Raw genomic sequence first — 13,270 nt, forward strand, 5'->3', positions numbered from 1 at the left:
CATTTACAGTGTTTTCTCTCCTACCTTATCCAGGGTTTTTCGGGCAATCGTATTGCTCTTTTTAAACGCGCCCGGAGTAATTCCAGTCACTTTTTTAAACTGATTACTTAAATGCGCAGCGCTGCTGTATGAGAGTCTCCACGCCATTTCACTTAGCGACAATTCGTTATAGGAAAGCCACTCTTTGACTTTTTCCACTTTTTGCGCAATGATATATTGTTCAATAGGCTGGCCGGTTTCTGTGGAAAAAAGGTTGCTGATGTAAGAATACTCATAGCCCGTTTTCATCGCCAGGTAATCGGAAAAGTTCATCTGAGTAGGTTTGTTTCCTTTCAGATACTGAACCTCTTCAATAATGAGGGTACGAATGTGCTCCACAAGCGCATCTTTCTTATCATCAAGAAGCGCAAAACCGTTCTTTTCTAGCATGTTCCGTATGTCTTTGAGCAATGTTTGATCAGGTTCAATAGCCGTCTCCACCTCCCCCAGTTCCACACTTGTCAGTCCAACTCCAAGCTTTGCCATCTCTTCCTGCACTACTTTTTTGCAGCGGTCGCAGACCATATTTTTAATATGAAGCCTCATGATAATGGTTAGTTGTTAATGGTTAATTGTTAATGGGCTATCCCGTGCCCTTCAGCCCACACCCAAAGCCCCTGCCCTATGCTCCGACTACCTCACAATCTTATAACGTATACCCGCGTAAATCATTCGTCCTGTTACAGGTCCCCAGGCCATTCCAGCATCAAAACCCTGGTTAAATGGCTGATCGGCGCGCATAATCGGATTTTTCTGTCTGAAATCACCCAAATTTTCTCCTCCCAGATAAATATCCCATTTCAGAAATGTACGTGTAATCTGTGCATTGAGATTGTAAAACGATGGCGCCATGGTCGAATTCATTTCGGGCAAAATACCATGCTCAGCATGTTCTCCCATCTCTCCCATAAAAGGTATACGCTTTTTGCCATTCCACTGAACGGTAGCATCAAACTTCCACTTATCATAAGGCAATGCATAACCGGCGTTAAATAATACCCTGTCGCGACTCACCATCATACGTGGAAGTAAGGTCTGGCCGTCGATACCATCTAAAGTCTGTTTCACATCAAATAAACGATACGCTAATTTCAGGTCAAAGCGCTTGGCAGGTACAAGATTGACCTCAGCCTGAAAGCTGTTTGCAAAAGCCTTTCCGTTCAGATTATAGAAATACATATATCTCGGATCTTCCAGGTCAGCTACCATTTGATTTTGAAAATCGGTACGGTAATAATCCAATATCACACTACCCGTCATTCCACCCAGTTTGTATTCCTGTGTAAGGCTCGCTCCGTAATTCCAGGACACTTCCGGGCGTATTGCTTCTTTAAAAACAACCGCTCGCGAACTTACCAGGTTGCCGTAATACTCGGCCAACGGATTCGATACCCGAAAGCCTTTTCCAGCCGAAGCTCTTAATGTTGTCTGGTCTGTCAGACTGTATTTCAAATGCAAACGCGGCGTCCATTGCGTTCCATACAAATTATGAAAATCAACACGACCGCCTGCAACCGCTACAAACTTATCGAGATGATTGAAAGTATATTCAAAGAACGCACCGGGAACCGATTCCTTTCTCAGTAAAGGAAGTGTTTGATAGCGCTCGTTATAATTGTCGTACATGTAGCTTAAACCCGTTTTGTAAGAATGATTGGTGCTGCCGATGATAGACTGGTAAATCAGATTTCCGTAAATGGTTTCCTGTCTACCATTGTATTTATTCAGTCCGAAATACGATTTGGAGTCATACAAAGAAGCATTCAGCACCAGCCCGAGCCCTTTATAAGGTTGATCCGGAAAGAGCCTGGCAATTTTGGAAAATACTTCATAGCGAGTCACTGTTGCACCAAAACCGTATGCCTGCGTTGTGCCCTTCATTTCCCGCTGGAAATTCTGCTGCCCGCCCAGACGGTCCTCGTATAATGCCTTCACACCAAACTGCGCCATCACTTTATCACTCTGGTATTTCCATCTGTTCACCGCATTGAATTGCGTGTAAAGCGGCAGATCCAGAAATCCATCTTTGTTTCTGTCAATACGATTTTGCAGCGTGCTACCATGCGTTAATAATCCGGTGCTCCATTTATCATTGATCTGATGTGCCAAGTTAAGATTCAGTTCACCCCTGCCAAAATTGTTGACATATGTATTCAGATATAGCTTCTCCTGCGTGTCGGGCTTTTGTAATTCTACATTGATCTGACCTGTCATAGACTCGTAGCCATTTACCACAGAACCCGCTCCTTTGCCGATATCAATGGATTGTATCCACGTTCCCGGAATGAAGTTCAGACCGAACGTCGATGCAAGTCCTCGTATACCAGGAATATTTTCCACGTTAGTTTGTATATAGGTTCCACTCAATCCCAACATCTGTATCTGTTTGGAACCCGTCACCGCATCGCTGTAGGAAACAGAAACGGACGCATTGGTTTCAAAACTTTCAGAAAGGTTGCAGCAAGCCGCTTTGGCAAGTGCACGGGTGGTAATAATTTCAGTCTGATGTGGTGACAGCCTGTCAATGGCATTGGCATTCCCTCTTACAACCACTTCCTTTAAATCCTGATCGTTGCGGAGCACGATTTCCAGGTCACTTTCCTGCCCGATTTTGATCGTATCATTACTGAATCCAACGAAGCTGACAACCAGCAAATTGGTCTGCAACACTCTTGGAATACTGAAATGACCGCTGGTGTCGGTAGAAGTGGCTTGCGAAGTACCTGCCCAATAGACATTTGCACCCGTTATTGGTTGCAGCGTTTTGGAAGTGGCATCCTGCTCATTTACAGATCCGGTGATCCGTTGCGCGTTGGCAGAGAAATAGAATATAGAAAGGAAAATACCTGTGAGATATCGAATCATTTGAATTGAAATTCATGAAATTAAAAGCGATTAACCATCAGACAACCTGTTTGGATTTACCTGATTAACGACTTAAAATCAATGAATCAAATCAAAAATGACTGTATAAAAGAGCGCATACCTCGCCCGTGAAGCCGGGAAGAAAAGGAAAGAATATCAGTGGAATACCGATTGGTTGGTAAAACCCATTCAGCCTGCTGAAAGGTGAATGATGTTGCCGACCAGGTAATTCCGGCAAGCAGGTTTTTAATGAACTTAGCCTGAATCTGAGAAGATTGTGAAGGCACATCCAGCTTTTCAAATTTTTGGCTTTCCTTGCAACAATCTGTTTTTTTGAAGAATGTGCCTTTGGATTCTTTTTGCACCTTGCTTTTTGCACAGCAGGATGAAACTTTTTTGGCACTATTATCTGCCTTCCGTTGAGATAGCAGTTGCAGCGATTTTCCCCGCATCATACACTCATGCTCTATAAACCCAAAACCGGTGCTGCTTAAAAGCACCAGCATGGCCATAAAGACGGTAAGTGATTGACGGAGTTTCTTATTCATTACTTGTTTTATGCTTTTTTCAGTCAGCTATCAGCTGATTGACAATAGAGATTACGACAACAAAGTTATTGTATATCAATCAATTTCTTCGGCATTGTAGCCTGCTTTTTTAAGCAAGTCACTCACTTCATTGGCAGAATGGCTGGTTTGTACCGTAAGTAGACGATCTGCACTTTCGAGATCTACCTGCCATTTCTCGATTTCCTGATCACCATCCAGAAACGGTGTAACGGCTGCAATACAGCCTCCGCATTTTATATTGGTCTTGAATTGTAATGTTTCCATACGATTGTCACTGACATTGAATATTGATAAGCAAAGGTCGGTCAGGAAGGTTCAAAAATCATTACACAATTCAGAAAAGGCATTACAAAGTTTTTGGTTTTCACATCAGACCAACTCTACTTTGTTGTAAATGTCAGACATCAGGATCGTGCAAGTTCCGATCAGCACATTTTCATCCTTTTCTGTGTAAGTATGACTAAGCCATTCCGACTCGCTGAGCTTTTTGACCACTTCCACTTTCTTCTTTTTGGATGAGACCATCACATACTCTTTGAACGAAGGAATGGTCTTGTAACAATCAAACTTTTCGAGCCGATCATAGCTTTCGGTAGAATCTGAAAGCACTTCAACAATGATCTCCGGATTTTCGAGCGCAGCCAAACCGCCAGGATATTTTTCGTAAACAGGCTTTTGACAAACAATGACCAGATCAGGGAATGTGTATTTATCACAATCTTCCACCTTGATCAGCTGATCACTTGTAAAAAGATAGCAACCCATCTTTTTCAGACAATACCCTAATTCCATAATGAGATTAGCTGCGACCAGATTATGAGCAGGCTGCGCACCGGCCATAGCCACGACTTCTCCGTTATGGTATTCCAGTTTTATATCAGATTTTGCCAGAAGCTCAAAATATTCCTCGCGGCTCACAAGTGTTGTTGTTGTATGATAATGACGAATGAAAGATGAAGTGTTATTTCAAATTTACCTTTTTAATCATTTATATACAATGTTCAGAGGCAGTTACCTATTATTTAATTGAGCCAGATCAAAGGATTACGTACCGGCAAATTCCGAATGACTTCTTCCACTTTGGGAGAATGGTCCAGGCTTTTCCAGGTTTCCAGCCATTCTCTATTTTGAAACTTCACAGCACCGAATACGAGAAATGGTTGTGCAACCGGCCAGTTTTCCCAATACATCACATCGGGTTTCAGAGTCCAGCTGCTTTTATTTTTCACAAATGGATACAGATAGTCAAGACCTTTTTTGATACTTTTCCCATCAGGCGTTGTATAAAGCCATAAATTGTCTTTACGATCAGAAAGAATCTGGCAGATCATGACCATGGCATCCAGATTAAAAAGCGAATATCCATAAGGCTTAGTTCTCTTAAGCTCCAGTGGAAAACTGCCATCTTCAGCCATCTGGTTAGGTAACAACACATTCTTGTACCGCTCTTTGCAAAAATCTATTACGGTTTGGTTTTTTGTAAGTTTCGCAAAAGAAGCCACCTGCATCACCCAGCATGTACCGTGGTTGTTCTTAGCTTCCATCTCATCTTTTCCATACTGATGCGTAGTAAGCCACTGAATGTACGAAGCAAACCAGGATTTTGCCCCTTGGATATCTTTCAGTTTCACCTCTTTATTTCCTTCCATCATACGGATCGCCTGCGCAACTTCCATCAAATGGATGGTATCGATAATGCCTATTCCTCTACCGGTAGCTTTACCTTTAATCGCCTGTGCGTAAAGCAGAGATGGATTCATTCTGGTATCCGTGTTGACAAACCAGGCATTGATATGCGCAAACGCAGACCTGATATACTTTGTATCGCCGGTTAATTGATAGGCAGAAGCAAGCGCACCAACAATCCGGCTGAAACGAATCATCAATATCCGGTGTACAACGAAATTATCAGGATTGGTAAGACCGTCACGTTGTATATAAGAGCCATCGGTATTGAGGGAATCCGGCCACCAATAGTCGCCTTCGGAATAAAAATCATGTTTTGTGCCCGCACTGCGCGGACTGGTTTGGGAAGTCACGGTCCGAGGTTCCTGTTTGATGGCCCAGTTGGCATCATCCAATATTTTATTGCGGAGTGTTTGTTCAACATCCTTCACAAAGGACTGTGATTGAGATACAACAGGCAAAAAAAGGAAAACAAAAAGTAAGATTCTGTAAAGCATAGGATTTAGGATTAGGAAGGATTGACACGGAGCCAACTACATCTCCCATGACTTTATTTCCTGCTGTCTTCCCTGAAATATGTATCACAGCCGGGCACCTTTCAACCTCAGACTATTGGTTACCACAGACACGGAACTCAGCGCCATGGCCGCACCGGCAATCATGGGGTCCAGCAAAAATCCGTTGAACGGATATAGAATTCCTGCCGCAACAGGTATACCGATCACGTTGTAAATAAAAGCCCAGAAAAGGTTCTGACGGACTGTGCGAACTGTTTGTGAAGACAATTTGAGCGCCTTCGGCAGCAACACCAGGTCTGAGGTAATCAGGGTCATTTTGGCTACATCCATCGCAATGTCCGAGCCCTTGCCCATCGCTACACTTACATCTGCCTGTGCAAGTGCCTGTGAGTCGTTGATACCATCGCCTACCATGGCCACCACTTTGCCCTGCTGCTGTAATTTTCTCACAAACTGCATTTTATCGTCCGGCTTCACCTCTGCCTGGTAATGATCGATACCGGTTTCAAGTGCGACAGCTGCTGCCGTTTGTTGGTTATCACCGGTAAGCATGTATACCTCTATACCCTTTTTTTGTAATGCTGACACCGCTTGTGCCGATGTTTTTTTAAGTTGATCGGCAATACCAATCACTGCAATATGTCTTCCATTGCAACTTACTCCAACCACTGTTTTTGCCTTATTCCGCAAATCAGATGCTATCTTTTCGAGCTCAGCATCTATTACAACACCTGTACTTTCCAGAAACCTGAATGTCCCAATCTGATATTGGTGCTCGTCCACAAGACCCCGGACACCATTTGCAGTGACAGACTCAAAATGTTTTACCTTCGGAAATTTCCGTTTTTCGCCGTATCCGGCTACGGCCTGTGCAAGTGGATGTTCCGATCTGTTTTCGATCGCTTTGACTGCAGCTTCGTGCGCAGACAATTCTTCCACATGCTGCGCCCACAACCAGTCGGTAACCTGCGGACGCCCCTCTGTAAGCGTACCTGTCTTATCCAGAACCACCACATTAACCGCATGCGCCTTTTCCAGACTCTCCGCATCTCTGATCAGAATATGATTTTCTGCCCCTTTTCCTACCCCGACCATGATGGCCGTTGGCGTGGCTAGCCCTAGGGCGCACGGACAAGCAATAACCAATACCGATACAGAAGCGAGCAAAGCATGTGTGAGTGCATTTTCTCCACCAACCAGAATCCAGATTAAGAATGTCAGTAAGGCTATACCCATCACGACCGGGACGAATATGGCCGCTATTTTATCGACAAGCTTCTGAACCGGAGCTTTGCTTCCCTGGGCTTGCTGAACGGTTTTTATGATTTGAGACAAAACAGTATTTTTCCCTACTTTTTCGGCACGGAAAGAGAAACTACCATTCTGGTTGATTGTGCCTGCAAAAACCTTTTCACCGGCTTTCTTTTCGGCTGGAACCGGTTCCCCCGTCATCAGACTTTCATCCACAAAAGATTCTCCGCTTATCACTTGCCCATCAACCGGAATCTTTTCTCCTGAGCGAATAATCACTTCATCTCCTACCATCACATCTCTAACCGCCATTTCTATTTCTTCCCCATTGCGTGATACTCTGACTGTATTGGGCTGCAAACCGATCAGCTTTTTCAGTGCATCTGAAGTATTCGACTTGGCACGTTCTTCCAGCAACTTTCCCAGAAGAATAAAAAAGATGATCACCGCTGCTGCTTCAAAATATACATGTGGATGCAGACCTCGCGCGTGCCAGAACTCAGGATTGAAAGTATTAAATACACTGAAAATAAAGGCTATTCCGGTACTAAGTGCTACCAGCGTATCCATATTCGCCTTACCGTGCTTTGCCTGCTTCCATGCATTTATATAAAAGTCTCTTCCGAAAAATGCCAATATAGGAGCTGTCAAGGCCATCATGATATAGTTACCAGCTGCAAACCGGTCCATAAAGAACATACCGATCACCACCACGGGCAATGACAAAACGCCTGCCCATATTGTACTTTCCTTTACCTTCTGATAATGTTCCTGCTGTTGTCTTTCCTGCTCAGCAACAGCATCTGATTCGTCTTCTTCGATAATTAACCCGTAACCTACTCCCTGCAAAGCAGTGTCCATATCCTGCAGGGATATAGCGCCGGGATCATACTTCACAGAAACAGACTGCGTAGCATAATTGACTCCGGCATCTGCTACACCCGCTGTATGTTTCAGTACGGATTCAACGCTCGCAGCACATGCAGCGCATGACATGCCCGTTACGGGTAATGTAATTTGTTGAGCATTCATTGTTGTTTCCATATATCGAAAAAAGCTTTCTGCAAAAATACCATGCTAAAAGTTCACGCTACTTACAGAACTATTGCCAGGTCATACATCATTTCGGATCAGGCGAGACGGGTTCCGTTTTCGACAGGGAAATCAGGCGATGTTAGGATCACATCACCATTCTGAAGCACATATCCGGTGGTAAGGACTTCTGACCTGAAATCAGCAATTTGCTTCACCGGAAAATTGACTACGCATAATATTTGTTTATTGAGCAAAGACTCCTTTGTGTAGAGCGCTGTAATTTGTGCTGAACTTTGTTTTATACCGATCTCAGTACCGAGATCAATCCAGAGTTTAAAAGCAGGTTTTCTGGCTTTTGGAAAATCCTCAACTTTTACGATAGTACCTGCTCTGAGATCTACGTTTTCAAAGTCCTGCCATGTGATCGTATTCATAGTCCTGTTTTTAAATAGTTTTCTTTACATTATAATCCATGTACGCTACGCTTTTGGCAAAGGGTACAAGCAAGGTCAAATTCAAATATCTATATGAAAAAGCTCAGATTTACATTTATAGTTCTGCTTTCGATCATTTCGATAGCGACATTCGCACAAAGCCAGATCACCTTTTATGTGGGAACGGGAGACAAAAATGACAATTCGGTCATCACGCTTTGCCACCTTGATCCTGCCACGGGTAAAATCATAGTGGTGGATTCTACGGTGAATGCGAATGGTCCGGGTTACATCGCCATTGCGCCTGATAAGAAAAAACTATATGCAGTATCCGGTGCGAATAAAATTACAGCATATACAATTCAGACAGATCAAAAACTTAAAGAAGTCAACAGCCAGTCATCAGAAGGAGCAAATCCATGTCATGTGTCAGTACATCCATCCGGCAAAATGGTATTTCTTGCGAACTATACCGGAGGAAGTTTCTCAGCATATCCGTTGAACGCTGACGGATCCGTTCAGGCACCTTCCTATACCCAACAGTTTACAGGATCAGGTCCGAATGAAAAAAGGCAGGAAAAAGCGCATGCACATTTTGTTACAACCAGTCCGAACGGAAAGTATGTATATGTGACAGATCTGGGCAGCGATAAAATTATGAATTATGTGGTAAATACGGCTAACGGAAAGCTATCTCCCAATCCGGCTCAGGCATTTTACCAGGGAAAACCGGGAGCAGGGCCACGCCATTTTGCCATTGCCCCATCAGGGAAATTCCTTTATCTGCTCAATGAACTTGATGCCACTGTGACCTCTTGTACCGTGGATAGCAAAGGAGTAATTAAAGCACTTACAGCTTATGAAACTGTACCGGCAGGTCTAACCGGCAATACCAGCTCAGCTGTGCATATTCACCCCAACGGAAAATTCGTATATGTTTCTAACAGGGGCCACAATTCCATCAGTGCGTTTCGGATTTTGTCCAATGGTGAATTAGAAAAAGTGGACGAAGCGACAAAAGGAATTTCAATTCCGAGAGACTTCAATTTTGATCCTTCAGGAAAATATATGATTGTGGGAAATCAGGATAAAAATAACCTTACAGTATATACTGTAGATGAGCAAACTGGAAAAATGGCGTTCAAGCAGGAAAGCGTCTCCATCAAAGCACCGATCTGTATCACATTCTTGTAAAAAACAAACGGCTCCGGCGATTGCACATCACCGGAGCCGTTACTTATCGTTTTGTCAGCTGTCAGATTTTCTTTCCTACCTTATTCTGATAGTAATTCATAAAATCTTCAAGTTGCTCCACAGGCATTTTCCGTGCAATGATCTTTTTATTCTTATCAAGAATATAGACCGTCGGCGTAGTCACCACATCAAACTTTCTGTTGAAATCAATCTGTTTAAGGGGATCATAGGCATTTACTAGGCCATCCAGGTGATTGGTTTCAATAAATGACTTCCATTCCTTCACATCATGCTCGATAGATATGGCCATCACTTTAATACCCTTTGCTTTATTTTTTTCGTAAAACTCCTTCACTTTTGGTGAAGCTTCTTTACAGTGACCACAGGTCGGGGCATAGAAAAACAAAACGGTGTATTCTGCCGGCATGGTTTGCGGACTCACTTTTTTCCCGGTCTCGTCTGTTAAAGTCAATGCAGGGAATGTCTTGTGCACCAATAGAGGCTTCAAAGTCGCCACCTTCTCGGCAATACGTTTTTTGGTATCCTCAGAAACGCCCATTTGTCCAGACAAATAATACTTCTCCGCCATGTGTACCCATAAAGCTTCCGTACCAACTGTTTTGGGATTCTCGTATTGGTTGGTAATATGGAAAACAACAAAAGATCTGATATCGCTGCCAGGCAATGTCTTCGCTACAAGGTTATTAGCATCTTTAATTAATGAATCAGGCACTTGTACAACCAGATTTTTCAGATATCTGTCGAGTCTTGGTTCCAGAAATGGGGTATTCAGTATACGCGGGTCAGCGAAATCATAATCATCCCAGTAATGTGCTTTGTAATAGTTGAATACCCACACTGAATCCGCTTTACCATTAGCAAGTTTCGGAGCTGCAGGAATTTCAGGATCTGAAGACATTTTCAGTAATTTGGCTGTAAAAGATTCTTTATTATCCTTCAGCAACTTATCTCGAAAAGCTTTAAATTCCATCTGAGAGGCAGTAAGTTGCTGTTGAGCATTTGCTCCGCCAGCCTTCCGAATTTCCTCCATTTCTTTTGCCCGTTTTTTCAACTCCTGCTGATAAGCATAGAATAATTCATTCTCCTTTGAACCAGTGATTTTCATATTACCTATCACGTCGGTTGTATCAGTACTGATTGAAAATTTGGTCTCCTTACCGGAATAAAGTAACTCTACCCAATTTTTGTTGCCCGGAAAAAGTATTACGTATAATCCACCAGGAAGTTCTTTCGTTCCGCTAAAAACCACTTTACCTTCCGCATCTGCTTTTGCGGTATCCCTTGGCACAAATTGTGTACTGCTTCTGCTATAATGTCCTAAAATAAGAGACGAGTCCTTGATGCCTTTGATACGTGCTTCAATCTCATATCCCTGGCCGAAGCTCCGGGCAAAAAATGCCATGGTAAGGCATAATGACAATACCGTTATCCGGGAAAAATACTTCATCAGAAAAAATCCTGTTTGGTTACAATTGTTATAATAAAGTTTCACGCTTTATCTTTCAGACAAAATTAACTTCAAAACGACAACATACGCTCCGTTCTTATCCAAATGTTTTATTTTCTATCAAAAGCTATCGTCTTCCTGATTATGCCATTTAGCATTTTCCTGATGCTTTTTGTTACCACAATTTTTATTAAAAATAAAAAAAGGAAGCAAACTGTACTCCTTATTTCCTTCTTCTGGCTTTTACTCATATCCAATACATGGATTGTCAATAAGGCATCTCAATGGTGGCAATGGCCATTTACCAACATCAGTGATATCCAGAAAACTTACGATGTGGGGATTGTATTGTCCGGAGGAATGATTGCTTCGATGCCACCGGGGGCAGATCATGCGACCATGGGTAGTAACAGTGACCGCTTTACACAAGCTTTTTTATTATACAAAGCTGGAAAAATTAAAAAGATATTCATTACAGGAATAAGTCTTCCTAATCAAATGGCTCAAAATATGGGAGAAACAAGACAAGCCGCATACATGCTGACCAAATGGGGAGTAAGGCCGGAAGATATTCTCTTTGAGGAACAAGCCCGTAATACCAGGGAAAATGCCCTGAATGCAAAACGTATTCTCACAGCGAAGTTTCCAAATGCAGATTATCTGCTTATTACTACGGCCTCTCACCTGAGACGTTCAAAAAAATGCTTTGATAAAGTAGGCATGACTACGGATGCTTATCCGGCCAATTACAGCGCACGAGAGTATGAATTTAACTTCGGGAACTTTTTCATACCCGACACCCAGGCACTATCCGAATTAAACGCACTCTGGCATGAATGGGTAGGCTATATTACGTACAAACTGATGGGCTATTGCTAGCTGAAATAGTCATAGGATATAATCACCCGATCAATGAGATTAATCATTCATCAATGACTATCCCTGACTATTCTCGCAACCGGTTCGAAAGAACCTTACTTATTTTTCTAACTTATTATACACTCAGAATCTTAACCATTCTTAGCAAATCCTCATTGATTGGCTTCGGAAGGCGGATTGTATCCTCAAAGGGAGTATAGACCAAATCATTATTGATAATACCAGCCATCACATTTTTTTGTCCGGCCATCAGTCCTTCCAAAGCACCCAATCCCAAACGGCTTGCCAGTATACGGTCATAAGCAGAAGGTGGCCCTCCGCGTTGTGTGTGACCAAGAGTCGTTACACGGATATCGGCATCCTCGCTTACCTGCTGCTTGATTTTTTCGGCTACTTCTACTGCACTTCCTTCTTCGTCTCCTTCTGCTACGATGATGATCGACGAAGATTTAGAACGGCTCCAACCCTGCTTTAATGTTTCAACTACCTCGGAAATCGGTGTCAATACTTCCGGCACCATCACAAGTTCAGCACCTCCGGCAATACCAGATTGAACTGCGATGTATCCTGAGTCACGGCCCATTACTTCGATAAAAAATATACGGTCGTGAGAACTTGCCGTATCACGGATTCTATCGATCGCGTCCAAAGCCGTATTCACAGCAGTATCAAAACCAATGGTGTAGTCGGTTCCGTACAAATCGTTATCAATCGTTCCTGGCGCTCCAACGGTAGGAATTCCATATTCGTTGCCGAAAATCATAGCACCTGTAAAAGTACCGTTTCCGCCGATCGCAACCAGTCCTTCTATACCCAGCTCCATCAGATTGTCGTAGGCCTTCTTCCTTCCTTCGGGTGTCATGAACTCCTTGCTACGTGCAGATTTCAGGATTGTACCACCTCTTTGAACAATATTACTCACAGAGTGTGAGTCCATTTTAGACATTTCACCATTGATCATCCCATTGTAACCCCTTCTGATTCCATAAACCTCGATCCCATGGTATACAGCTCCTCTCACGACGGCGCGGATGCAGGCGTTCATCCCGGGTGCATCTCCTCCTGAGGTAAAAACTCCAATTCTCTTCATTTATTTATAGGTTATTTCTCTGCAATTGCTACAAAACGCATTGTAATCACTAAAGGCGCAATTTCCACAAATTTATCTGGTATTTTCTTAAAATATACCGTCTATACAGGAATTCTATTAAAAAAATACCAAAATAAGATTCGTTTTTAACATCATAAACATATATCATTACTTCTATCTTTGCGCGAGTTAATAAAAATTTAACCTTCAATTACAGGGCTTGTATCAACTATTTCTGAGTG

12 protein-coding genes are annotated in these 13,270 nt (G+C 42.8%); 2 read left to right on the top strand and 10 right to left on the bottom strand.

All coding sequences use genetic code 11. The annotated features are described in order from the left end of the window. Nucleotides 1–3: 3 nt before the first annotated feature. The 8 genes from AC1XUE_RS10190 to AC1XUE_RS10225 all read right to left on the bottom strand — a co-directional run bounded on the left by AC1XUE_RS10190 (nucleotide 4) and on the right by AC1XUE_RS10225 (nucleotide 8,397). Nucleotides 4–585 carry a helix-turn-helix domain-containing protein gene (locus AC1XUE_RS10190; RefSeq protein ID WP_483355823.1) on the bottom strand — a complete coding sequence of 194 codons (582 nt, stop codon included), beginning with the start codon at nucleotides 583–585 and terminating at the stop codon, nucleotides 4–6. 87 nt (nucleotides 586–672) lie between these two features. Then, a complete protein-coding gene (locus AC1XUE_RS10195; RefSeq protein WP_483355824.1) occupies nucleotides 673–2,904 on the bottom strand; it encodes a TonB-dependent receptor in 2,232 nt (743 codons plus the stop codon). Between the two features lie 86 nt (nucleotides 2,905–2,990). Further along, on the bottom strand, nucleotides 2,991–3,452 hold the full coding sequence (locus AC1XUE_RS10200; protein ID WP_483355825.1) for an HYC_CC_PP family protein: 462 nt from the start codon (nucleotides 3,450–3,452) through the stop codon (nucleotides 2,991–2,993). Nucleotides 3,453–3,527: 75 nt separating this feature from the next. After that, nucleotides 3,528–3,737, bottom strand: a complete 210-nt coding sequence (locus AC1XUE_RS10205; protein WP_483355826.1) for a heavy-metal-associated domain-containing protein — start codon at nucleotides 3,735–3,737, stop codon at nucleotides 3,528–3,530. A 105-nt stretch (nucleotides 3,738–3,842) separates the two neighbouring features. Continuing rightward, nucleotides 3,843–4,391 (bottom strand): Uma2 family endonuclease, encoded by a 549-nt coding sequence (locus AC1XUE_RS10210; protein WP_483355827.1) that lies wholly within the window; start codon nucleotides 4,389–4,391, stop codon nucleotides 3,843–3,845. A 104-nt stretch (nucleotides 4,392–4,495) separates the two neighbouring features. After that, nucleotides 4,496–5,656, bottom strand: a complete 1,161-nt coding sequence (locus tag AC1XUE_RS10215; protein ID WP_483355828.1) for an alginate lyase family protein — start codon at nucleotides 5,654–5,656, stop codon at nucleotides 4,496–4,498. An 84-nt stretch (nucleotides 5,657–5,740) separates the two neighbouring features. After that, the gene (locus AC1XUE_RS10220) at nucleotides 5,741–7,972 is read right to left on the bottom strand and encodes a heavy metal translocating P-type ATPase (RefSeq protein WP_483355829.1); all 2,232 of its coding nucleotides are present in this window, start codon (nucleotides 7,970–7,972) and stop codon (nucleotides 5,741–5,743) included. Between the two features lie 86 nt (nucleotides 7,973–8,058). Then, on the bottom strand, nucleotides 8,059–8,397 hold the full coding sequence (locus AC1XUE_RS10225; RefSeq protein ID WP_483355830.1) for a tRNA-binding protein: 339 nt from the start codon (nucleotides 8,395–8,397) through the stop codon (nucleotides 8,059–8,061). Between the two features lie 93 nt (nucleotides 8,398–8,490). On the opposite strand from AC1XUE_RS10225, the gene AC1XUE_RS10230 reads away from it, so the two are divergent. Then, nucleotides 8,491–9,591: a lactonase family protein gene (locus tag AC1XUE_RS10230; RefSeq protein WP_483355831.1), complete on the top strand. Its 1,101-nt coding sequence runs from the start codon at nucleotides 8,491–8,493 to the stop codon at nucleotides 9,589–9,591. 61 nt (nucleotides 9,592–9,652) lie between these two features. On the opposite strand, the gene AC1XUE_RS10235 is transcribed toward AC1XUE_RS10230, so the two are convergent. Continuing rightward, nucleotides 9,653–11,059 (bottom strand): redoxin family protein, encoded by a 1,407-nt coding sequence (locus tag AC1XUE_RS10235; protein WP_483355832.1) that lies wholly within the window; start codon nucleotides 11,057–11,059, stop codon nucleotides 9,653–9,655. A 105-nt stretch (nucleotides 11,060–11,164) separates the two neighbouring features. Here AC1XUE_RS10235 and AC1XUE_RS10240 point away from each other — a divergent pair, with 105 nt between their 5' ends. Continuing rightward, on the top strand, nucleotides 11,165–11,938 hold the full coding sequence (locus tag AC1XUE_RS10240; RefSeq protein WP_483355833.1) for a YdcF family protein: 774 nt from the start codon (nucleotides 11,165–11,167) through the stop codon (nucleotides 11,936–11,938). Between the two features lie 115 nt (nucleotides 11,939–12,053). Here AC1XUE_RS10240 and pfkA read toward each other — a convergent pair whose 3' ends face one another. Continuing rightward, nucleotides 12,054–13,028 carry a 6-phosphofructokinase gene (pfkA, locus tag AC1XUE_RS10245; RefSeq protein WP_483355834.1) on the bottom strand — a complete coding sequence of 325 codons (975 nt, stop codon included), beginning with the start codon at nucleotides 13,026–13,028 and terminating at the stop codon, nucleotides 12,054–12,056. Nucleotides 13,029–13,270: the final 242 nt, after the last annotated feature.

The sequence above is a fragment of the Dyadobacter sp. HNCC25DJ187 genome, assembly GCF_056895255.1.

Bases quoted from the DNA above. Each gene is read 5' to 3' on its own strand.
- AC1XUE_RS10190 (WP_483355823.1), bottom strand. From the start codon at position 585: ATGAGGCTTCATATTAAAAATATGGTCTGCGACCGCTGCAAAAAAGTA.
- AC1XUE_RS10195 (WP_483355824.1), bottom strand. From the start codon at position 2,904: ATGATTCGATATCTCACAGGTATTTTCCTTTCTATATTCTATTTCTCT.
- AC1XUE_RS10200 (WP_483355825.1), bottom strand. From the start codon at position 3,452: ATGAATAAGAAACTCCGTCAATCACTTACCGTCTTTATGGCCATGCTG.
- AC1XUE_RS10205 (WP_483355826.1), bottom strand. From the start codon at position 3,737: ATGGAAACATTACAATTCAAGACCAATATAAAATGCGGAGGCTGTATT.
- AC1XUE_RS10215 (WP_483355828.1), bottom strand. From the start codon at position 5,656: ATGCTTTACAGAATCTTACTTTTTGTTTTCCTTTTTTTGCCTGTTGTA.
- AC1XUE_RS10220 (WP_483355829.1), bottom strand. From the start codon at position 7,972: ATGGAAACAACAATGAATGCTCAACAAATTACATTACCCGTAACGGGC.
- AC1XUE_RS10225 (WP_483355830.1), bottom strand. From the start codon at position 8,397: ATGAATACGATCACATGGCAGGACTTTGAAAACGTAGATCTCAGAGCA.
- AC1XUE_RS10230 (WP_483355831.1), top strand. From the start codon at position 8,491: ATGAAAAAGCTCAGATTTACATTTATAGTTCTGCTTTCGATCATTTCG.
- AC1XUE_RS10235 (WP_483355832.1), bottom strand. From the start codon at position 11,059: ATGAAGTATTTTTCCCGGATAACGGTATTGTCATTATGCCTTACCATG.
- AC1XUE_RS10240 (WP_483355833.1), top strand. From the start codon at position 11,165: ATGTTTTATTTTCTATCAAAAGCTATCGTCTTCCTGATTATGCCATTT.
- pfkA (WP_483355834.1), bottom strand. From the start codon at position 13,028: ATGAAGAGAATTGGAGTTTTTACCTCAGGAGGAGATGCACCCGGGATG.